Origin of the sequence: Facklamia languida CCUG 37842 (assembly GCF_000245795.1) — a bacterium.
Taxonomy (GTDB): domain Bacteria; phylum Bacillota; class Bacilli; order Lactobacillales; family Aerococcaceae; genus Facklamia; species Facklamia languida.
Genome location: NZ_JH601133.1, coordinates 101,717 through 121,992 on the forward strand (window position 1 = coordinate 101,717; position 20,276 = coordinate 121,992).

The 20,276-nt window shown below is 45.0% G+C and carries 14 protein-coding genes and 1 pseudogene; 6 read left to right on the forward strand and 9 right to left on the reverse strand.

Annotation, left to right across the window (positions count from 1 at the left end; all coding sequences use genetic code 11):
• Positions 1–3 precede the first annotated feature (3 nt).
• Positions 4–969, reverse strand: coding sequence for a YihY/virulence factor BrkB family protein (locus HMPREF9708_RS00415; RefSeq protein WP_006307949.1), 966 nt, complete (start codon positions 967–969; stop codon positions 4–6).
• A gap of 159 nt (positions 970–1,128) precedes the next feature.
• On the opposite strand from HMPREF9708_RS00415, the gene HMPREF9708_RS00420 reads away from it, so the two are divergent.
• The gene (locus HMPREF9708_RS00420) at positions 1,129–1,821 is read left to right on the forward strand and encodes a histidine phosphatase family protein (protein ID WP_006307950.1); all 693 of its coding nucleotides are present in this window, start codon (positions 1,129–1,131) and stop codon (positions 1,819–1,821) included.
• A 109-nt stretch (positions 1,822–1,930) separates the two neighbouring features.
• Here the strand turns inward: HMPREF9708_RS00420 and HMPREF9708_RS00425 are convergent, their stop codons facing one another.
• Together HMPREF9708_RS00425 and HMPREF9708_RS00430 are read right to left on the reverse strand one after the other, a co-directional pair.
• Complete coding sequence (locus tag HMPREF9708_RS00425; RefSeq protein ID WP_006307951.1) at positions 1,931–3,676, reverse strand: ABC transporter ATP-binding protein; 1,746 nt, start codon at positions 3,674–3,676, stop codon at positions 1,931–1,933.
• Positions 3,663–5,405, reverse strand: a complete 1,743-nt coding sequence (locus HMPREF9708_RS00430) for an ABC transporter ATP-binding protein (RefSeq protein WP_006307952.1) — start codon at positions 5,403–5,405, stop codon at positions 3,663–3,665. The genes HMPREF9708_RS00425 and HMPREF9708_RS00430 overlap by 14 nt, the downstream gene beginning before the upstream one ends.
• Positions 5,406–5,822: 417 nt before the next feature.
• Here HMPREF9708_RS00430 and HMPREF9708_RS00435 point away from each other — a divergent pair, with 417 nt between their 5' ends.
• Positions 5,823–6,779: an NAD(P)-dependent oxidoreductase gene (locus HMPREF9708_RS00435; protein WP_006307953.1), complete on the forward strand. Its 957-nt coding sequence runs from the start codon at positions 5,823–5,825 to the stop codon at positions 6,777–6,779.
• A gap of 87 nt (positions 6,780–6,866) precedes the next feature.
• Here the strand turns inward: HMPREF9708_RS00435 and HMPREF9708_RS00440 are convergent, their stop codons facing one another.
• Complete coding sequence (locus HMPREF9708_RS00440) at positions 6,867–9,761, reverse strand: insulinase family protein (RefSeq protein ID WP_006307954.1); 2,895 nt, start codon at positions 9,759–9,761, stop codon at positions 6,867–6,869.
• Positions 9,762–9,973: 212 nt separating this feature from the next.
• On the opposite strand from HMPREF9708_RS00440, the gene HMPREF9708_RS00445 reads away from it, so the two are divergent.
• Positions 9,974–10,321, forward strand: coding sequence for a phage holin family protein (locus HMPREF9708_RS00445; RefSeq protein WP_006307955.1), 348 nt, complete (start codon positions 9,974–9,976; stop codon positions 10,319–10,321).
• 258 nt (positions 10,322–10,579) lie between these two features.
• The gene (locus tag HMPREF9708_RS00450) at positions 10,580–12,160 is read left to right on the forward strand and encodes an alkaline phosphatase (RefSeq protein WP_156798751.1); all 1,581 of its coding nucleotides are present in this window, start codon (positions 10,580–10,582) and stop codon (positions 12,158–12,160) included.
• Positions 12,161–12,294: 134 nt separating this feature from the next.
• Here the strand turns inward: HMPREF9708_RS00450 and trkA are convergent, their stop codons facing one another.
• Together trkA and HMPREF9708_RS00460 are read right to left on the reverse strand one after the other, a co-directional pair.
• Entirely contained in the window at positions 12,295–13,653 is a 1,359-nt protein-coding gene (trkA, locus tag HMPREF9708_RS00455; protein ID WP_006307957.1) for a Trk system potassium transporter TrkA, read from the reverse strand.
• 10 nt (positions 13,654–13,663) lie between these two features.
• Entirely contained in the window at positions 13,664–15,115 is a 1,452-nt protein-coding gene (locus HMPREF9708_RS00460) for a TrkH family potassium uptake protein (RefSeq protein WP_006307958.1), read from the reverse strand.
• Positions 15,116–15,484: 369 nt separating this feature from the next.
• Here HMPREF9708_RS00460 and pdxR point away from each other — a divergent pair, with 369 nt between their 5' ends.
• Positions 15,485–16,816: a MocR-like pyridoxine biosynthesis transcription factor PdxR gene (pdxR, locus tag HMPREF9708_RS00465; protein ID WP_006307959.1), complete on the forward strand. Its 1,332-nt coding sequence runs from the start codon at positions 15,485–15,487 to the stop codon at positions 16,814–16,816.
• Positions 16,817–16,975: 159 nt separating this feature from the next.
• On the opposite strand, the gene arsA is transcribed toward pdxR, so the two are convergent.
• The 3 genes from arsA to HMPREF9708_RS00480 are packed head-to-tail and all read right to left on the reverse strand — an operon-like array spanning position 16,976 to position 19,432.
• Positions 16,976–18,700 carry an arsenical pump-driving ATPase gene (gene arsA, locus HMPREF9708_RS00470; protein ID WP_006307960.1) on the reverse strand — a complete coding sequence of 575 codons (1,725 nt, stop codon included), beginning with the start codon at positions 18,698–18,700 and terminating at the stop codon, positions 16,976–16,978.
• A 27-nt stretch (positions 18,701–18,727) separates the two neighbouring features.
• Positions 18,728–19,069: an arsenite efflux transporter metallochaperone ArsD gene (gene arsD, locus HMPREF9708_RS00475; protein ID WP_006307961.1), complete on the reverse strand. Its 342-nt coding sequence runs from the start codon at positions 19,067–19,069 to the stop codon at positions 18,728–18,730.
• Between the two features lie 39 nt (positions 19,070–19,108).
• Entirely contained in the window at positions 19,109–19,432 is a 324-nt protein-coding gene (locus tag HMPREF9708_RS00480) for an ArsR/SmtB family transcription factor (protein WP_006307962.1), read from the reverse strand.
• Between the two features lie 416 nt (positions 19,433–19,848).
• Between HMPREF9708_RS00480 and HMPREF9708_RS00485 the strand changes: the two are divergent.
• Positions 19,849–20,276, forward strand: a pseudogene (locus HMPREF9708_RS00485) (transposase); the annotation flags it as partial.

Consider the following 20,276-nt stretch of genomic DNA (forward strand, 5'->3'; position numbering starts at 1 on the left):
TCGTCACTCCTCATCAGTCGATTCAGGTAATTCTTTCGTTAAAGTCCCCGTCAAGAAGGGCTGAGCCTTCAACTCCTCTTGATAGTCTGCCGATTGGTGGGACCAGGTCTTAAAGGTTAGCGCAGCCTCAACAAGTTGGGGATAGGACATGGTACGGTAATCGTGATAGATGACATTGACATAGGCCCCCATCGTTAAGACCATGGTATTCAGATACAGCCACAACAAGACCACAATGACCACCCCAATGGCGGAGTTGGAATTAATGGACTTGGAAAAGAAGGCCGCGTAGATTCCAAAAATCTGGAAAACCAAGTGAAAACCCAACAAACAAAACAAGGCCCCAGGTACCGCTGCTCGAAAGGACTGGTTGACATTGGGTAGGTACTTATAGAGCAAGACTAGCATCACAAAGAGGACTAGGCCAGCAAATACGCCCCCTTGGTGAGCCAGCTGGGCTAACCAAGTCAAGTTAATCAGCAGATGTTGATTCAAAAAGTCTAAGATGAACTCACCAAACATGAAGAAGAAAGAGATGATAAAGACCACAACCACAATAAAAAGAGTAAAGACATAGGCTAGTCCACGTGTCAAGATAAAATTAGCCCTAGGCTTGGCCTTATAGATGGTATTGAAGATCCGCTGAATGGTGTTAAAGACCTGGGAGGCGGGCCAGAGTGAAATCAAGAGACCCAGTGAGAAGGCACTGGTGGAAGTGTTGGCCAGGTAGGAAGACACCATGGGCAAGAGAATCGCTTGAACTTGGTCCGGTATCGCCGATTCCAAAGCTTTCAGAATGCCTTGAGACTCCACGGGGAGAATAGCCAAGACATTGGCAAAGGCCAAGAGGATTGGAATCATGGCCAAGATAAGATAGAAGGACAATTCTGCAGCATAAGATGCAAATGCGGTTTGTTGTCGATTCACCTGAAAAACCTTGACCAACCGATCTAACGGTTTCGCATCCATCTTGCCAGCCTCCTTGTGTTTTCCTCACTATAACTTCTATAGAGTACCACAAAGCCGATCATTTTGCACTTGGAATTCTTTCTTACGAGAATCTAGGAAGTTCCTTAGACAAGGAGTCCTGTAAGCGTTATAATGAGGGTATGAAGGAGGAGGTAGCACATGTCGAAGGGAGTTAGTTTTTATTTAATGCGACATGCGGAAACGACTTTCAATCGTTATGACCATGTCCAAGGTTGGTGTGATAGTCTCTTAAGTCCAAAAGGCATTGAACAAGCCCAGGCAAGTGGTCGAGGAATCGCCTCCCTGGCCTTTGATGCTGTTTATACCAGTGACCTCAAACGAGCCCAAGATACAGCGCATCACGTCTTAGCGCTTAACCAGTCAACACCAGCCGACCAGGTCCAGACAATGAAAGAATTAAGGGAGATCAACTTTGGATCCTTTGAAGGCCGCAGAATTCAAACCCTTAAGGACCAGGTGGTGGACCACTTGAGGGCAAGTGGCCAATCCGTTGAATCATTTCTAAATAAGCCAGATATGCCCCAACTGTTGAAGATTATTAAGCATCTCGACCCTTATCATGAAGCAGAGAATTATGTCGAATTCTGGAATCGGATCGAATCCGGGCTCTTAATCTTACTCAATAAGCACGCAGGAACTGACCAGAAGATTCTCATTGTCAGCCATGGCTGGACCATACACAACTTGATCCACGGCTTGATTGCCCACCATGAACCTTCCCAACAAGTCGATTATTGCTCCCTCTCCATCGTCGAATACCGAGATGGACAATTCCATCTGAATGCCTTTAACCAAACAGACCACTTTATCAATGACCCTGGTCATCCTTAATAGATGGCCCCCCAACCATAGGATCCATAACAAAGAAAACCCTTGAGATCGTCTAACGACCTCAAGGGTTTTTGCTTGGAGCAGGTTTATGAATTTATAGTTGCCCTGATCAAGCCATCTTGGCCTGCATGCGGTACATCTCCGCATAGAGGCCGTCTAAGGCCATTAACTCCTGATGGGTGCCCACTTCTTGAATGATCCCCCGATCGAGAACAAGAATCTGGTCCGCCTGTTGAATGGTGGATAGGCGATGGGCAATCACAAAAGTCGTCCGCCCTTCTTGTAGAACAGCCATGGCTTTTTGAATCGTTTGTTCAGTTTCAGTGTCAATATGGGATGTCGCTTCATCCAGAATCAAGATCTTAGGATCGGCTGCCAATGTGCGCGCGAAGGAGATGAGCTGGCGTTCGCCAGAGGATAAGGATTGTCCCTTCTCAACGACCGGCTCATCAATCCCCTTGTCCAACTTGTCAATCAGATCTTGTGCCCCCACTTGTTGAATGGCTGTCCGAATGCGATCGCGATCAATCGCCTCATCATTCATCGAAATATTCGAGGCAATCGTCCCAGAGAAGAGGTAGGGCTCCTGTAAGACGATGCCCATATCAGACCGGACACTCTCGCGGGAATATTCCTGAATATCCTGCCCATCAATGAGGATTGTCCCCTCTTGCGGATCATAGAAACGGAAGATCAAGTTAATGATCGAGGACTTACCCGACCCTGTATGGCCCACTAATCCTACCGTCTGGCCAGGCTTTACGTGAAAATTCAAGTGCTTCAATACCTTTTCGCCTGCTTGATAAGCAAAGGATACATCCTTAAACTCCACTTCCCCTGGCCCAATCTGAAATTGACGTGTGGTATCCACTTCAACCGGTTGGTCAAGTAGCTCAAAGACTCGACTGCCGGCTACCAAGGATTGCTGGAGCCGAGTCATCATGCGGACAATCTGAGTGATTGGATCAAAGAGTGAGGAAACATAACTAATAATGACATACAAGGTCCCAACCGATAAGCCTAAGGCGCCATCCAGAAATTGGCTGCCCAAATAGACCATGACCGCTAGGACGCCAAGATTTTTCAAGGCATCAGACAAGGTCCAGGTTAAGGTGCCATCAATCTTTTGAATCTTCATCCGAGTGGCATACCACTCATTGGATGTGGCTTCAAATTCATCAATCACCCGTTCCTCCTGGTTAAAAGCTTGAACAATGGTGATCCCTTGGATTAATTCGGCAATCTGGTTATTAATGTCTGAGACCAGCTCCCGCCATTTCACATTCAAGGGATTAATCGTCTTCATATAGAGGACTTGCCAAACGATAAACAGTGGCACCAACAAGGTAAAGGCCAGGCCGATGGTAGGGTTCACATAGATCAAAGCAGCGTAAATTCCCACCACCAACATTAAATTAACCAGTACCTGGTTGATAAAGCTCTGATAAAAGTTATTCTGCAAGACTTCCGTGTCATTAACGATCCGAGCAGAGATCTTACCCGCCGGCTTATCATCAAAATATGAAATCGGCAGCTCCTGCATATGTTCATGGGCCTGGTCTCGAATCTTCTTACTCAACCGGTAAGAGATCTTAGCTGTTAAGTAATTTCCCAGATAAGAAAAGACCACACCCATCAAGACAATCACCAAGTAGATGCCAAAGAATGACATGATCCGCTCCATCGAAACTTGTTGGTGATTGGTGATCCGCTGAGAGGTATCATCAATAAATTGCTTGGCCACCAGCGGCGCATAGACGGATAAACCTGTTGATAGGATCAGAGCCAACAAGCCCAGAGAAAATTCCAACTTGGTATATTTTAAATAAGCTAATAAACGTTTAAAGGTTGCCATTCAACCCCTCCTCCATTTGTTGCTGTAGATATTGGTCGTAGAACCAGCCTTCTTTAGCCATTAGGTCCTGAGGAGTGCCTTCTTCTACAATGCGACCCTCTTCTACTACGATTATCCAGTCGGCATGGGCCACCGCCGATAAACGGTGGGTGATAATAATGGTCGACTTGCCCTGGCGAATAGATTCAATATTTTGGATAATGGCCCTTTCTGTCTTACCATCGACAGCGGATAGGGAATCATCTAGGATCAGTAAATCCGGTTGACTGATAATGGCCCGGGCGATGGAGGTCCGTTGCTTCTGCCCACCTGAGATGGCCACGCCCTTCTCACCAATTAATGTTTCAAGTCCCTGACTCATATAGGTTAAATCCTTCTTGAAATCGGCGATCTGAAGAGCCAGGTCCAGATCCTCCTCACTGGCCTGATTCTTGCCCCAGAGGATGTTATCGCGAATGGACCGCGAAAAGAGCACATGGTCTTGCGGAACGTAGCCAATTAATTGGACCAGGTCCGACCGCTTGATATCGGTAATCGGTTGGTCGTTGATACGAATCGCTTGTGGATCTGAGACGGGGTATTGTCGAAGTAATTGCCTAACGATCGTCGACTTGCCAGCTCCCGTCTTACCAACAATTCCCAAGGTCTGGCCTTGCGTCATTTGGAAGCTGATATCCGTCAAAGTCGCTTGGTCATCCCCAGGATAGGTGAAGTGATAATGGTTAAATTCAATGCGGTCAATCTGGTCGATGGACCCTTGTCCTTCGTCCTCCATCAAGTCATTGGCTACTTCCAATTCGTGGATCTTGCGATAAGACACATTGCCCTGCTGGTAGAGCGCCACTAAATCCGCCATCCCCCAAACCGCGCCATTTAACATGGTAAGATAGATTTGGAAGGTCACTAATTGGCCAATGGTAATCACACCCTGGTTGACGAAGTAACCGCCAAAAGCCAAGCCCAAGGCAGTCGACAGACCCGTTGATAAACGAGCCATAGGGCCAAAGAGCGCGGCAAGTAAAACCAGTTGATTAGCGGTATCCGCAACCTCTTGCGTCCGCGCTTGAAAGCGCGCCTGCTCTAACTGCTTCTTACCATAGGCCCGCATCACTCGGACACCGTCTACTACCTCTAATACTTCGTTGGATAATTGAGCCACCGCATCCCGACTCTTCTCAAAGTGACGGTCAACCGCCATCCCAACAAAGTAAACGGTAATCCCAAAAGCAATCAAAGGGACCACGGCGATCAAAGTCACCTGCCAGGAGATGATCACTAGCATCATAAAAAGAATACTCAGCATCCAAGTCCCATCTGAGACAATAATCAAGAAGCCATAAGCTAAAGTAGCGGATAGATTCTCGATATCGGAAGTCATTCGGGTCATTAAGTCACCGGAGCGATAGGTCTCATAGAAGGGTAGCTTCAGATAGGCCAACCGTCTAAATAGCCGCCCCCGCATCTGCTTGGTAAAAAATTCTGACTTACCAAAAAGTAGAATTAACCAAATCGTATCAATCACATAGATCAAGACAATGACCAAAGCAAAAATGCCTAATAACCGAATAAATCCATGATGGGTCAGGGTCTCATTCAAGAGTCCATCAATAAAAAGTTGAATCATATAATTGGGAATAATCATTAGTATTCCCGAAATAATGGCTAAACTCCCACCGATCAGGTAGGTTATTTTATTTTCTTTAATAAATCGTGCAAGTGTTTTTAGCATAAAGTCCTCCCTCTCCTTATCTTTTCCATCATTAAACCGCTTCCATCAAAAGCATGATAAAAAGCCCTTACCTAAGGAACTCCTTAAATAAGGGCCAGTTGATTGCATGCAAAAGTGGATCACTGGATTACTTATATCGATAAGGAGTTGCTTGTCTAATTGTTAACGTATTATCTTCAAATAATTTCATGATATTCACAACTCCTTTCTTAAAATTTAATGTTAGTATACTCCTTTTAGACCCAAGCTGCAACAAAAAAATTAAAAATTGCTCAATCTATGCCAACCTGAAATGATAATGACGCGCGATCATACAAATCAAAATGACCTGCTTGGGATGAAATCCGTCCATGATATAACTTGCATGACTGGCTGAATTTTCATATGGTGGACGTATCACGAAATAAGGAGGCCCTTATGAAGATTGTCTTAATTGAAAGCTTGAAGGTTGACGAGAACCTGATCAAGCAATTAGCCCAGCCCCTCCAAGCAGCTGGCCATGAATTTATCTTTTACCCCGACCGCGCCACAGATCCTGATGAACTTTATGAGCGAATCAAAGACGCTGAGATCGTCATGCTGGCTAACCAACCGCTACCAGCGGAAGTGGTGGCTCAACTCGACCAGACGCAATTATTAAATGTTGCCTTTACTGGAGTTGACCATTTACCAGTCCAATCAGCTAAGGAGAAGTCGATCCAGATCGCCAATGCCGCCGGTTATTCCACGACCGCCGTCGCCGAACTCGTCATCGGTTTGACCCTCGCCCTTTATCGGCAAATCAAGGAGTCGGACCAGGACTTACGTCAGGGGGCTCAATACGCTGGTAGCCCTCAGGGTCTCGAGATTAACCAGAAGAAGGTAGGAATTGTGGGAACTGGACAAATCGGGTCTGCCACTGCCCGGCTCTTCAAGGCCTTTGGAGCAGAAATTATAGCCTATAACCGCAGCCATTCCCAAACCTTAGTCGATGAAATCGGTCTCCGCTATGTCTCTCTTGACCAGTTATTGCAAGAAGCCGACATTGTCAGCCTCCACTTGCCCTTAACTGAGTCGACCCGCCACTTAATCGGAGAACGTGAATTCAACTTAATGAAAGAGACCGCCCTCCTGATCAATTGTGCCCGTGGTCCCATTGTAGACTCACAGGCCCTGGTCCAAGCCCTGCAGGATGGAAAGATAGCAGGTGCTGGACTGGACGTTTATGATCAAGAACCGCCCTTGGCGGATGATGCAGCTATCTTATCAGCTCCCCATACCCTCCTGACTCCACATATTGGCTATTATACGCAAGAGGCCATGGTCCAAAGGGCCCACATTGCCTTTGAAAACACCCTTCGATTTATCCAAGGACAGCCACAAAACCTGATCTAAAAGCACAAAACCGCCCCTCGAAAGCCAAGGTTTTCGAAGGGCGGTTGTTTGGTATATTAGGGATCTGCCAATCAATTTAGTTTGGTATTAATAGAGGTCACGGATGTGATCGAATAATTCACCTTCTGCTTCAATCTGCCCCTTATTGCCAATGACGACCAAGCTCGCCTCTTCCAAGAGGCTTGCGAGTGATTGACTGAGCGGCTTGAGATCTTCCACTTGACTGTCGATAATGGCTTGCTTCAATTGAGTCAGTTTCTCCGGACTGGATCCTGTTAAGTGGAGCGCCAGACTGAGTAAACCTCGATCAACAGCTGATTTAGGTCGTTCGAGTGGTGACAAGGTCCCGATAACATCCTTCAAGAAGGCTTGTTGGTCAAGATTCAATTGGGCTACGACTTGGGGAATCGCTTGGAAGCTTTGGATGGTGCGGCGGATATTTGGATCCCGGTAAGAATTAAAGCTCAAGAGATTTTGGCGGGTATGCTGCCCTCCGGCTCCATAGGCCCCACCCTTAACCCGAATCGTATTCCATAGGTAACCATAGAGTAACTCATTCATCAAGATCGCCGTCCGAGCTTGGAAGTCGAGCTTATCGCGGGTATCCATCCCCATCGCCACATAGTTCACATCCTGGGCAGTGATAAAAGCTTCATCTTGCTTGGGACCTGGTTGATAGTCAACTAGATCTCCGATCACTTGATCAGGTAGATCGCTAAACTTAGCCAGGACCTGGTCGCTAAGCACCTGCTTGCGGGTGGAGTCTCCGATGTAGATGATATTTAGCCGCTTCTTATTTAAGAGCTTTTGACGGACCTGGTCGAGCCGGTCTAAGACCTCGCTGGCTTGACCATCTTGGACTTTCTGCCACTGGGCTTGAAGGTAGTCATAATAATCGATCCCATTCGCATATTCTTGTAATTTGACATGGGCTCGCCACTGACTCAAAGCCCGTGACTGGGCTAATTGATGGGCCATATAATTGATTCGATTCTGGAATTGGGAGATTTGAGCCATGATCAAGACAGAAACTTGTTTTGGATCATCCAATTGAGACTCCATCAAAATCTCATGCATCAAGTCAATCAATTCTTCGGACTTGTCCTCTAAGGCACGACCTGACAGGGCAAAGAAAGGCTTGACCTCATAATGATCATCGGCAAAAATTCGGAGTTTTGCACTAATTCCACCCGTATGGAGGTCCATTTTTTGTTTTAATTGGGCTGCAGTCGAATTCTTTGTTGCTACATTACCGATCAGGTAGGCTAATAATGATAAGTCACAATAGTCTTCTGCTTGGAAGTCCGAAATATCTAACCACAAGTCTAGGTAGTCAATGCCTGAAGTGAATTGATCGCTTGAATAGAGATGGCCTGCTTGGTCTAACTCTTCAACCGACAAATTCAAATCCTCAACTTGGACTTGTAAGTCCTCTTGCTTGAGCATAGGGATTTTGGCCAAGTCTGCTGGTTGATCCGGTGCTTCTTGACGGGTAATGAGGGCTTGCGTGGTCTCAAGTAGCGACTGGATCCCCTCTGCCGTCAAATTCTTCTTATAAGCTTGGAGCTCTTGGTGCACCTTGGCTTCTTCCCGGTCGCTCTTACCAGGTTCTGCCTTTAGGCTCACTAGGACCCGGTGCGAATTATCAAGCAACTTCTCTTGAATCAAGTGTTCGAAGTATCCATTTTGAGCCTTGTCCTTTAATTCTTCCAACAAAGCCGAGAATTCAAAGGCGGCAAAAGGACTTCCCCCATATAACCAGGTCTCTAAGGCGGTCAAGGCATAGAGAACACCACGCGGTTGGGATTCAGAAATGACACTTTCCTTAAGATTAAAGGCAATCTTGTTGATGGATGCTTGGATTAAGTCCTTGTCAAGTCCCGCTTGAACCAGGCGAGTTAGGGTCTCTTGGATCAGGTCTTGGAAAGCTTGAAGCTTTTGCGTGGAGGAATACTTGGCCACCACCGCAAAGGCTTGAACCGAACCTACCCGGTCCACGCCACCGTAGACATCGCCAGCCAATCCAGCGTCCAGAATCGCCTTACGCAAGGGGGACTCTTGATTACCTAGTAAAACTTCTTCTAAGACCTCAAGACCTGCCAATTCAAAGACATCCTCAGCCTGGGCCACATGCCAAGATAGGGCCAAAAAGTCCTTGACACTTGGATCATCTTCACTGGCAATCGAATAGCTTGCCTCAATTCGCTCTTGACTAGGAAGCTTTAAGTCGACTGTCAAATCCACCGGTTCTGTTAAGGGGTCATGCCCATCGAAATATTCACCGAGTTGGTCAAAAGCTTCCTCAAGGTCTAAGTCACCGTAGAGAACGGTCAAGGAATTGCCGGGCTGGTAATACTGGTTATGGAAACTCACAAACTCTTCTTGTGTGAGTGAAGGAATAGCAGAAGGCAAACCACCCGATTCGTGAGCATAGATTGAATCCGGATAAAGTCCCTGGTTCAACTGATCAAAGAGCTGGGGTTCAGGAGCCGCCATTGCCCCCTTCATCTCATTATAGACCACTCCCTTATAAATCAGGTCATCCTCCGCTTTTTCTAGGTGTAAGTGCCAGCCTTCTTGGGCCAAGATCTGCGAATTCTGGTGGAAATTAGGCGCGAAGACCGCATCTAAATAGACTGCCATCAAGTTCTTAAAGTCTTGATCATTAGTAGAAGCCACTGGATAGACCGTCTTATCACTAAAGGTCATGGCATTGATAAAAGTATTCATGGACCCCTTGATTAATTCAACAAAGGGTTCCTTGCTTGGATACTTTGTCGACCCATTTAAGACCGAGTGTTCAATAATATGGGCAATCCCATTATCATTATAGGGGGGTGTCCTAAAAGCAATCGTAAAAGCCTTATTGGGGTCGTCGTTTTGAATATAGAGAACTTGGGCCCCCGATTGGTCATGTTGATAGAGGTGTCCTTGGGATTGAATATCAATCAGTTCACGACTCTCGAGTTTGGTAAATGTCATAACTGCCTCCTGGTTCTTATAAATACTTGATTTGTTAATTATCGCACATTATCCAGTATTTGCCAATGAAATGGCTTTCTATTTAGGCAATCATGGCCAGCACAAATCATCACGTCCCAGAATTTTATAATTTTAGCGCATTTTGATTGCTAGTTAACATGAAACTGCTTTCTATTCATGGTATAATGAGTCCATCAATTGGAGGTGATTCGATGTTAAATATTATCATAACGGCTGCGACAACCCTATTGCTGAGTTATATCCTACCGGGGATCGAAGTATCCAGCCAATGGAGAGTCCTCTGGTTTGCCCTGGTGCTCGGGATCTTAAATGGGACGATCGGGCGCTTATTGAAATTTATGGGCTGTGCTGTCAACTTCTTGACCCTGGGACTTTTCAATCTCATTGTCAATGCCTTGATGGTTTCACTGGCTGACGCCCTACTGGATGGTATTCATATTAATGGCTTCTTTACTGTCATTCTCTTATCCATTATCTTGAGTGTGATTACCAGCTATTTCAATCGAGAGGAAGCAGACCGTCAGCGCAATCTGAATTAGCTGACTGAATAGCTTTGTAAAGATTGTGTAAAGTTTAACGAGGTTAAATTGCACTCATTTTATTGATAGCATCTTTATACAAGCCGATCCCATCCCCTTTTTAGGGGGTGTTTTTTTCTTATTTAGCCATTCCTGATCTTTTTGCAGGAGGTTTCAAAGAGTCGCTAGCCTTTAATTTTTACATTCAATTTACATTCTTTTGCTAGAATGAGGGTGCCTATGGCGGGCAATACAATTTAGGAGGAATTTACTTTGAAGATGAAAAAGTTTCTTGCTGGTCTAACCGCTGGATTATTAAGTGCTACCGCTTTAGTTGCTCCCGCTGCTATTTCAGCTCAATCGATTGCAGGTCATGCAGAACTTGGCAAAACCCCTAAGAATGTCATTCTCTTAATTCCTGATGGAATGGGAACCAATGACATGTTAGCTTACCGTATGTATAAGAACGGTGGCTATGCAGCTGAATTACCCTACACTGTTATGGATCAGTATCTTGTTGGTCAAATGATGACAGCCCCTGAGAATGATTTGGCTGCTGGTGATTCGACGATCACGGACTCTGCCGCTGCTGGTACAGCAATGTCAACTGGTGAGAAGACTTATTCTGGAGCGATTGGACTCGATAATGACCAATCTGTCCTCGAAAACACTTCTGAAGTTGCAAAAGCTAACGGCAAGTCTGTCGGAATTGTAGTCACTTGTGATGTCTTCCACGCAACTCCTGCTTCTTTCCACTCCCATGTTCCTAGTCGTAAAGACTATGACAAGATGTTAGAAGACATGATCAGTGACTTAGATGGTGAAGGCGTAGACTTCGACGTCCTTCTAGGTGGCGGTCGCCAATACTTCAAGACTGAAGAAACAGACTTCACTCAAAACTTCGTAGATGCTGGCTTCACTTATGTTGAAAACAAAGATGAATTAGCAGCAGCAGAAGGCGATAAAGTGCTTGGTCTCTTCAGTGAGGATGCCCTTCCATATGATATGGATACAACCGACGAAAACATCCCAAGTCTAGCAGAAATGACCACAGCTGCTCTTGATAAATTAAGTCAAAATGATAATGGCTTCTTCTTAATGGTGGAAGCTTCAGAAATTGACTGGGCAAACCACGCCAACGACTTAACCGGTATGATGTCTGAAATCGAAGCTTACGAAGAAGCTTTCCAAGCAGCTATTGACTTCGCCAAGGAAGATGGCGAAACACTAGTGATTGCTGCAGCTGACCACGAAACAGGCGGATTCACTGCTGGTGGTCGTCAAAAAGATGGTAAAGACGAACAACAATTCATTATCGACCCTGTACTCGGCATGAAAGAAACTCCTCAATTATTAGCAGCTTGGATTGAAGAATCTGGAGATGTTGAAGGAACTTTAGCAGAATATGTTGAATGGAAATTCACTAACGAAGAGATCTCTACAATGGAAGATGCCCTAACTATGGGAGACGGTGCTTATGACACGATCTACCAAACCCTCATTGACGCTGTAAACTACCGTGCAAACGCTGGTTGGACTTCTGGTCAACATACAGGTGGTGAAGTTTCCTTCTATGCTTACGGTCCTGGCTTTGAGAACTTCATTGGATTGATCGAGAATACCGACGTGGCAAAGATTGTCAAAGCCTTCTTAGCAGGTCAAGAGCCTACTATGGAAAGTCATGAAGCTGCACCAGCTGAACAAGAAGCTACTGAAGAAGCACCAGCGGAAGAAACAGTCGAAGAAGGTGCTGAAGAAACTTCAGCTGAAGAATCTGCAGAAGAAGGTGCTGAAGAATCAACAGAAGAAGGCGCTGAAGAAACTAGCGCTGAAGAAACAAGTGAAGAAACAGCTGCCTAATGGCCAACCTCTTCACGAACAAATTCCTGTCCCCCTTTTGGGACAGGGATTTTTTGTTTTCATATTAAATAGGATTGCAGGCATTTATTTCTCCTGCAACCCTATCTTTATAGCTAGTTATTATGCGGTCTCACTTAGGCTTGGACGACTAATTGATTAATATCCGTAATATTGGTCTGAGCTGTTACGATCGTCACCAAGTCTCCGACTTGAATCTGGTCTGACCCATCCGGCACGATATAGTGTCCATTGCGGAAGATTCCTGTAATCAAGGTATGGTTGACCAACTCCAGTGTCTTGAGATCAGCACTCGTAATAGCTGCTTCCGTCAAGACTTCAAATTCCATTGCTTCGATGTGTTCATCAACGAGCTTGTAGAGATTAACCAGGGAGGAATTTTGGGTAGCTTTGAGGCTCCGAGTTTTGCGGATGATTTTATCTGCTATCAACCGTTTGGGGGTAATAATGGTATCCAGTCCTAAGTTAATAATCGACTTCAAGAAATAAGGCCGGTCAATCTTGGTAATAACCTTTGGAATCCCGCAGGATTTGGCATAAAGTGAGACAATCATGTTCTCCTCATCAATATCATTCAATGCGACCATGGCCTCATACTTCTCAATACCTTCTTGCGCAAGTAGCTTCTGGTCCGTTCCATCCCCATGAATAATCTCAAAGTCAGGAAAAGCCAAGGCCAGTTCATTACAGCGTTTGTAGTCCGCTTCAATCACCTTAACTTCCTTATTACGTTTGGACAATCTCTCCAAGAGGTAGTAGGTCATTTGGCCTCCACCGATGATGAGAATTTTACGTGCTGACTTCTTCTGAAATTTCAAGACATTATAGAACTTCTTAAGATTATCTCGGGTCGCCGTGACATGTATCTGGTCACCCGCTTGAACTCTGAAGGCCCCATTGGGTATCAGAACCTGCCCTTCTCGTTCAACCGCACAGATAATAATGCGCTGGTCAATTGCTGAGCGAAATTCGTCCAGGGTCTTGCCATCTAAAATACTATGCGGCTTAACGGTCATGCCGACAATCTGCAACTTACCATTGGCAAAGTTCTCGATACTATTAGCCGTTGGAAAGCTAAGAATCTGATCAATCAACTTACCCGCATCCAGTTCAGGATTAATCATTTCAGATAAACCGAGCGCAGACTTCATAAAGGGAATATCTTCAAGATATTCTGGATTGCGAACCCGGGCATAGACATGGGGCACGCCACAATTCTCGGCAATAATCGCCGAGATCATATTGGTCTCGTCCGAATTTGTGACAGCTAGAAAGATATCACCCGTTTCAATCCCAGCTTCCTTGAGAATATTCATTGAAGTGGAAGATCCCACGATCCCTTGAATATCATAGGTTGAATAGAGATCATTCACCTTATCCTCATCCCGGTCAATCAAGACAATATTCGTTGTCTTCCATAGGGCTTCGCAGATCGCACTGCCGACTTGTCCAGCCCCGCATATGATTACTTTCATTCTATCCTCCTTAGTGTCGCGTCCGCCATAACTTCGCCTGGAACAAGATTAAGACGGGATATATTTCCAACCGTCCAATCAACATATAGGCCGTTAGCAGCAATTTAGAGAAGACGTTAAAGCCCGCATAGTTCTCCGTCGGTCCTACCAAGCTCATTCCTGGACCGATATTATTAAGCGTTGCTGAAATTGAACTAAAGGCCGTCATAAAATCATTCTGAGAAATCGCAATCGCCATCACCCCCGCTAGAAAAAGCAACAGATAGATCCCCAAGTAGATAAAAGCGCTTTGGATATACTGCTCGGTCAAGGGCTTACCGTCCACCCGAATTGGGAGCACTCTTCTGGGTTGGGTGGCTAACTTCACTTCTCGTCGAATCCCCTTAAGATAAATGAGTATCCGCGAGATCTTAATCCCTCCAGCGGTCGACCCCGCCATACTCCCCGTAAACATAATGATGAGTAAGACAATATGCGCAAAGAGGGGCCATTGGCCAAAGTCAACCGTCGCATAACCCGTTGTTGAGATAATGGTGGTGACTGTAAACAAGCTATCCCGAAAGAGGGCTTCAAAATTCTCATACTGGTTGGATAAGTTCATCATAATGAAGACCACGGAACCGATCAGGATCACCATATATAAGCGCAACTCTTCATTCTTATAAAAGTCTCGGATTCGCCTAGAGAGCAAATAAAAATAGAGGTTAAAGTTCACCCCAAACATGACCATGGCAATTGCTAGGACATATTCTGTTGCGGGATTCTCAAAGGCCCCCACACTCGCGGCCTTATTGGAGAATCCACCCGTACCTGCGGCCCCAAATGCATGGATGATGGCATCAAAAAAGTTAAGGCCCGTCAGCTTGAGAATAAAAATTAGGACCAATGTCATGACTAAATAGATCTTATAGTTAATCAAGGCAGAATTCTTGGTCTTCGCTACTAATTTACCGAACTGAGGTCCTGGAACTTCCGCCTTCATAATATTAACCGATCCTTCTCCCATCTGCGGAGCAAAGGCAAAGGCAAAAACAAGAATCCCCATCCCCCCGATCAAATGCGAAAAACTCCGCCAAAAGAGGAGCGACTGACTCAAGGCTTCCACATCCGTCAGGATACTGGCTCCAGTGGTTGTAAACCCTGATGCCATCTCAAAAGTCGCATCCACAACTGCAGGAATCTCTCCAGCAAACACAAATGGCAAGCCGCCAAAAAAAGATAGAACCAACCAAGACAGGGCCGTGATCGCAAAACCTTCCTTCAAGGTGTACTTCACCTGACTTGGGCGAAATAAAGACAAAAATAGCCCTGAAGCCACCAACAAAAAGATGGTGTAGACAAAGGCCATGATCGTATGCAGGGGCTCTTGATAAATCAAACTCACTATAATCGGAATTAGGAGCAGGCCTGCCTCCAAAAAGCAGATATTTCCAAGAAAATTTAAGACAACCCGCTTATTCATCTCGATCAATCACCTCAATTCCAAATACTCTATCGTCCAATTCAATGGATTTCCATCAAGTTATAACATAAACTATTTCCCTTCGCAAGTCACTCACTTTAGGATTATAAAGCCTTCTAACGAAAAAAGAAGCGGCCAATTGGGCGCTTCTTCTTTCGTTCTGGGGAATATTTAATGCCTAATTATAATCTTAGACACCACAGTTCAGGTTGGATCCAGTGGATGGCGCAAATAGTGTAAGAAAAGATCCAACAATTACACCAGCGCAAGTCTCAGCTAGGAATCTCATAAATCCTAAGCTAGACATAGCATAACAATTTTTGATACTATTGAAAGTACCAAAAACCAAAGAAATGAAGGTACCAAAACATGTTATACCTCCAACTCTACCAAGATATTAAGGACCAGATCCTTACAGGACAGTTATTAGCCGGTGAAAAGCTCCCCAGCAAAAGACAATTAGCCAGTAACCGTGGTGTCAGCCTTAATACAGTTACGGCTGCCCTGGACCAATTAATTGCGGAAGGATATCTTGAAGCCAAGGAACGCAGTGGCTATTATGTCCTGGACCAAGTCCTCGCCTCCTCCCAACCGATCAAAAGAGCCTATAAGGAAGTCATCCAGCCCGCACCTGAAATCGATTGGCGGTACGGGGGCGTCGATCATGACTTTCCGATAAATTCCTGGAAGAGAACCCACAACCAGGTCCTCAACCAAGACCCTAGTCTGGTCTACCGGACTGGGGAACCCATGGGGGAACGGGTTCTCAGAGAAGCTATTTCTAAACACCTCTGGACGGCTAAAGGCATCCATGCACCCAGCAGCCATATTCTCATTGGGTCTTCTAGTCAAGAATTACTAGGCAAAATCTGTCAATTATTAGGGCCGCTCCGACTGGGAGTTGAAGATCCAGGCAACCACCAATGGATCCAGACATTGAAACCCTTGATCAAGCAAACCCTGCCCATTCCACTTGACCAATATGGTGCCAACCCTTCAGCTGATCAACTCAAGCAAATTGACCTACTCTACGTCACTCCCTCCTATCAATTCCCAACAGGTACCATTATGTCAATCGGTAGAAAACAAAGCCTGATCGATTGGGCGACTCGGGAAAATAAGTGGGTGATTGAAGATGCCTACAATAGTGACTTCCGCTATGAAGGCAAGCCGATTCCTCCGCTGAAAGCAATCGACACCCATGATCGTGTCATCTACCTGCAATCCTTCTCTTCTTTAATTAGTCCCTCAATTCATCTCACCTTCATGGTTTTGCCTGATGAACTCATGTATCGGATTCAGAAGAATCATCAGACAAGCTGTCAAGTCCCCCTTATCATTCAAGCCACCGTTGCGGAGTGGATTCAAACGGGCCATTACGCAAGACATCTCAACCGCATGCGGCGAAAATACAGCAAAAAGCGGCAAGTATTAGAGAATTGGATTGCCCGCAAAGAATACCTCGCTTCACAAGGCACCAATGCGGGCTTACATTTTATCTTGCACTATTTAGGGAAAGATTTTACCAGTCAAGAACTCGTTCAGCTAGCAGCAGACTGGTCAGTTGGTCTCTCCCCCCTTAGCGATTATGAATTGAATTTTCATAGCCACCATCCTAGCTTTGTGATCGGCTATGGCCGGTCCAGCCTCCAAGCGATTGACTTAGGGATCCAGCATTTGGAAGAAGCCTGGGATATGTAAAAAAGCCCTTCATTGAGCTGACCCCCAAAAGTTAGATTTTTGGTCTAACTTTTGGGGGTCAGTATCCATCTCTGAAAGGCTTTTTTTTGACGGATGTCCGCACTTTTTCGTCAGTTAAGTAATCGCATCAAAGAGAACCATTCTTTACCAATCGGCTTGCTATTGGTCATTAAATGTTGGATCCCATGGCAAAATCACATAGTTTCCTTGGGCAGCTTGGCTAATCTTATTGAGCCACTCTTTCTCAGCACTCGCACGGGCCGCTAGGACTGGATCTTGAGTTTCTGTAGCACTGAGACTTTGATTCACCAACCACCAATGATGGTTAATGCCCGCCCTCTCCAAATCTTCGGCCAAGCGCTGGGTCTCATAATAAGGGGTTGCTTCCGCTAAAGTAACCATTACCACCTCTGCTTGTTCTGATTGAAGTCGAGGTAATAGATCAATCGCCGCTTGATCAACTTCACCTGAAGACCGCTCTATTTCATGACTATAGGCTTGAGAGGATTTGAGCAGAAGAATGGTATGCCCCGTAGGTGCGGTATCAAGCACGACCATCTCTTCTGGACTCGCCTTGTCGACAATCCGAGCAAAGGCTTGAAAAACTGCAATTTCTTGGGTACAAGGTGACTTGAGGTCTTCTTTGACATAATCGAGTTGATCTTCATCCATGAATTGGCGTGATTTTTCAAGTGTCGCTTGGCTATACTTCTCCAGCTCTTCCTTCTCATCGATATGATCAACCATAATTCCTTGGTTTTCTTTAAGATAAAGATGAAGATGGTCTGCTGGGTCCGTTGTGGCTAAGCGAACCTTCTTACCTTTTGCTTTCAAGCTTTGAGCCAATTTTACGGCGATTGAGCTTTTGCCCACCCCGCCTTTACCCATGGTAAAGACAATTTGACGACCTTTCGCGATGAGATCATCGACAAGGTCTTCAAAATCAGCAGCCTTGTCCTTTAAGGGTGAACTTTGGCTAACTGAAATTGGTGGTTGGTTTGGATCCAATAACCGCCTGAGATTGTCAAAACCGATAACATTATAAGGTCTCAGTGGCACATAATAAGTCTTAAGCAAGGCCAAATGACCAGCTAAGCCCGCCAAGGCACGCTCTTGATGGTGGCGATAGGCCTCTGCTACGGGATCTTCCCCTTCACTTAAATACCCATTAACAATTAAGGATTGATTGCGAATTCCGATACTAGCTAATTCCTGACTCGCCCGATTGGCCTCGTTAATGGCCGCCTCTTGCGGACGGGTGACAATGTAGAGAGAGGTCATCTTAGGATCGTTCAAGACCGCTAAGGCCTGTTCATAACGTTCGCGTTCTTGAGTCAGTCCTGATAATTGCCCCATACAAGACACTCCCGTTGTATTCTCATCAAAATAGGTGGTCCAAGCGGATGGTAATTCCAGCATACGCAGGGTATGACCTGTCGGTGCGGTATCAAAGAGAACATAGTCATTGGTTCTGCGAACCTCTTCATCGCTCAAGAAGAAGGCAAATTCATTAAATTGCGCCACCTCAATGGTACAAGAGCCTGACAGCTGTTCTTCCATATTGTCTAAAGCTTCTTGCGGCAATAGATCACGATAAGGGCCGATTACCTTCTCCTTATAATCTTCAACCGCTTGGTCTGGATTAAAATTAGCAATTCTTAGATTTTTTAAATTAGCGACTGGACGTGGTTCATGGCTTAAGGGCATCTCGAAGACATCTTGCAGGTTCGAAGCAGGGTCCGTTGAAACGAGGGTCACCTTGTAGCCCTGGTCTGCTAAATTAATAGCTGTTGCACTAGCCACACTGGTCTTACCCACTCCCCCTTTGCCGGTAAAGAACAGATATTGCGTGAGTGGTACTTCTTTTGGGTTAAAAACTTGCATGCTAATCATCACTCCTAATCAATAGTTTTATTCTGACATTAAGTGTTCATGGTCAATCTGACTAAAATCCACCTTGGTGTAAGAGGTAAATTCTTCTGGGCTGGGATAAGCGCCTGTCTTAACCACTTGCCCATCAACTATTGTAATTGGCAAAACCTTCTTCCCCTCTTTATGAATGAGTTGAATCGCTGTTTGATTCTCAACAAAAGCTTGTGTGTTTTGGGCTAGATTATAACGGCCCACTTCAATGTCGGGGTGGTCTTTGAGTTGCTGCATGATATTCGCAATCACGATTAATTCACGATCAAAGCTAGGTCCACAGATTCCAGTTTCACAACACATTGCAGGTTCAAATAATTCAAGTTTCATCTGGTTCATATCCTTTCTATCTTTCAGACTCTTGTAATTCTATCTTTCAGCTTCTTGTAACCGAATTTCTTGACATAAACACCGGCTTTGATCAGCTCCGAATACTTGCTGGAACATCTCCTTCACTTGGTCGACCCGTTGGTCGTTCAAGCGATAGAAGATCCATCTCCCTTGGCGACTCTTATGGACCAATCCACTACTGTATAGCAGCTTCATGTGGTAAGACAATGTGGGTTGAGAAAAATGAAAATTCTCCAAGATCTCGCACGCTTTCAATCCTTCGCATGAGATCAATTCTAGAATCTTCAGACGGTTTGGATCAGCGATTACTTTCAGCACGTCACTTAATTCATCATAATTCATAACCTACCCCCTTAATCATTGATGATCATCTATATCTCTATTATACATAGATAGTTGTCTATTTGTCAATAGAATTTACTTTCTGCTCAATTATTTAAAAAGGGCTAGGTCTTTCTTTATCGGGTCACCATTTGCTTCCTGATCAAAGTGGGATTAGACCATAAAAAAACCAGTGCCGAAAATCAACACTGGTAAGCTAATGGATTTCATTTGATTGTTTAATTTATAGGGTTGATGGAAGAAGAAATCTTCCGTCAACCCTATTTTAAATACACAAAAAAACAGAAGTCCGATATACTTAAAGTGCTCACATTAAAGAAAGCCCCCTTTGCATGACTAATGAGATAAGAAAACTCCTTAATATTAAGGACCCAAATATCCATTTCTCCCCAGATTCTGTTCAAGAACAAGACGACATCGTTCAAGCCTTTAATCGCGAATTAAATCGGTATCGTATCCAATGGATGAATCAGGTCAAATACCACGATAGACGGCTCTATAATAAGCTGAAGCGGTATTGGAAACTGTTCTTAAAGAAGGAGATAGACCTTAACCACACTCTACAGGGGTTTACCCTCTTTGATTCTTTGACAAATACCGGCCATATCATCAATTATCTCTTGGATCAAAATCATGTCTTTAAAGAAACTTATCGGATGGGTCAAAACCTTCATTATGCCCTAGAAAAGTCTGATTACGATCAGTTTATGATGTCGCTTCATCAAGCAATTAACCAGCAACTCGCGCCTGGATTAAGAAGGGTTTTAAGAACCTTTAGGAAATTCCAGCCTTATATTTCCAACACCTTTGACCATCCGACCATTACCAATGGCCCAATCGAAGG

Excerpts from the sequence above, each read along its gene's own strand:
- HMPREF9708_RS00415 (WP_006307949.1), bottom strand. The coding sequence starts at position 969 with ATGGATGCGAAACCGTTAGATCGGTTGGTCAAGGTTTTTCAGGTGAAT.
- HMPREF9708_RS00420 (WP_006307950.1), top strand. The coding sequence starts at position 1,129 with ATGTCGAAGGGAGTTAGTTTTTATTTAATGCGACATGCGGAAACGACT.
- HMPREF9708_RS00425 (WP_006307951.1), bottom strand. The coding sequence starts at position 3,676 with ATGGCAACCTTTAAACGTTTATTAGCTTATTTAAAATATACCAAGTTG.
- HMPREF9708_RS00430 (WP_006307952.1), bottom strand. The coding sequence starts at position 5,405 with ATGCTAAAAACACTTGCACGATTTATTAAAGAAAATAAAATAACCTAC.
- HMPREF9708_RS00435 (WP_006307953.1), top strand. The coding sequence starts at position 5,823 with ATGAAGATTGTCTTAATTGAAAGCTTGAAGGTTGACGAGAACCTGATC.
- HMPREF9708_RS00440 (WP_006307954.1), bottom strand. The coding sequence starts at position 9,761 with ATGACATTTACCAAACTCGAGAGTCGTGAACTGATTGATATTCAATCC.
- HMPREF9708_RS00445 (WP_006307955.1), top strand. The coding sequence starts at position 9,974 with ATGTTAAATATTATCATAACGGCTGCGACAACCCTATTGCTGAGTTAT.
- HMPREF9708_RS00450 (WP_156798751.1), top strand. The coding sequence starts at position 10,580 with ATGAAAAAGTTTCTTGCTGGTCTAACCGCTGGATTATTAAGTGCTACC.
- trkA (WP_006307957.1), bottom strand. The coding sequence starts at position 13,653 with ATGAAAGTAATCATATGCGGGGCTGGACAAGTCGGCAGTGCGATCTGC.
- HMPREF9708_RS00460 (WP_006307958.1), bottom strand. The coding sequence starts at position 15,115 with ATGAATAAGCGGGTTGTCTTAAATTTTCTTGGAAATATCTGCTTTTTG.
- pdxR (WP_006307959.1), top strand. The coding sequence starts at position 15,485 with ATGTTATACCTCCAACTCTACCAAGATATTAAGGACCAGATCCTTACA.
- arsA (WP_006307960.1), bottom strand. The coding sequence starts at position 18,700 with ATGCAAGTTTTTAACCCAAAAGAAGTACCACTCACGCAATATCTGTTC.
- arsD (WP_006307961.1), bottom strand. The coding sequence starts at position 19,069 with ATGAAACTTGAATTATTTGAACCTGCAATGTGTTGTGAAACTGGAATC.
- HMPREF9708_RS00480 (WP_006307962.1), bottom strand. The coding sequence starts at position 19,432 with ATGAATTATGATGAATTAAGTGACGTGCTGAAAGTAATCGCTGATCCA.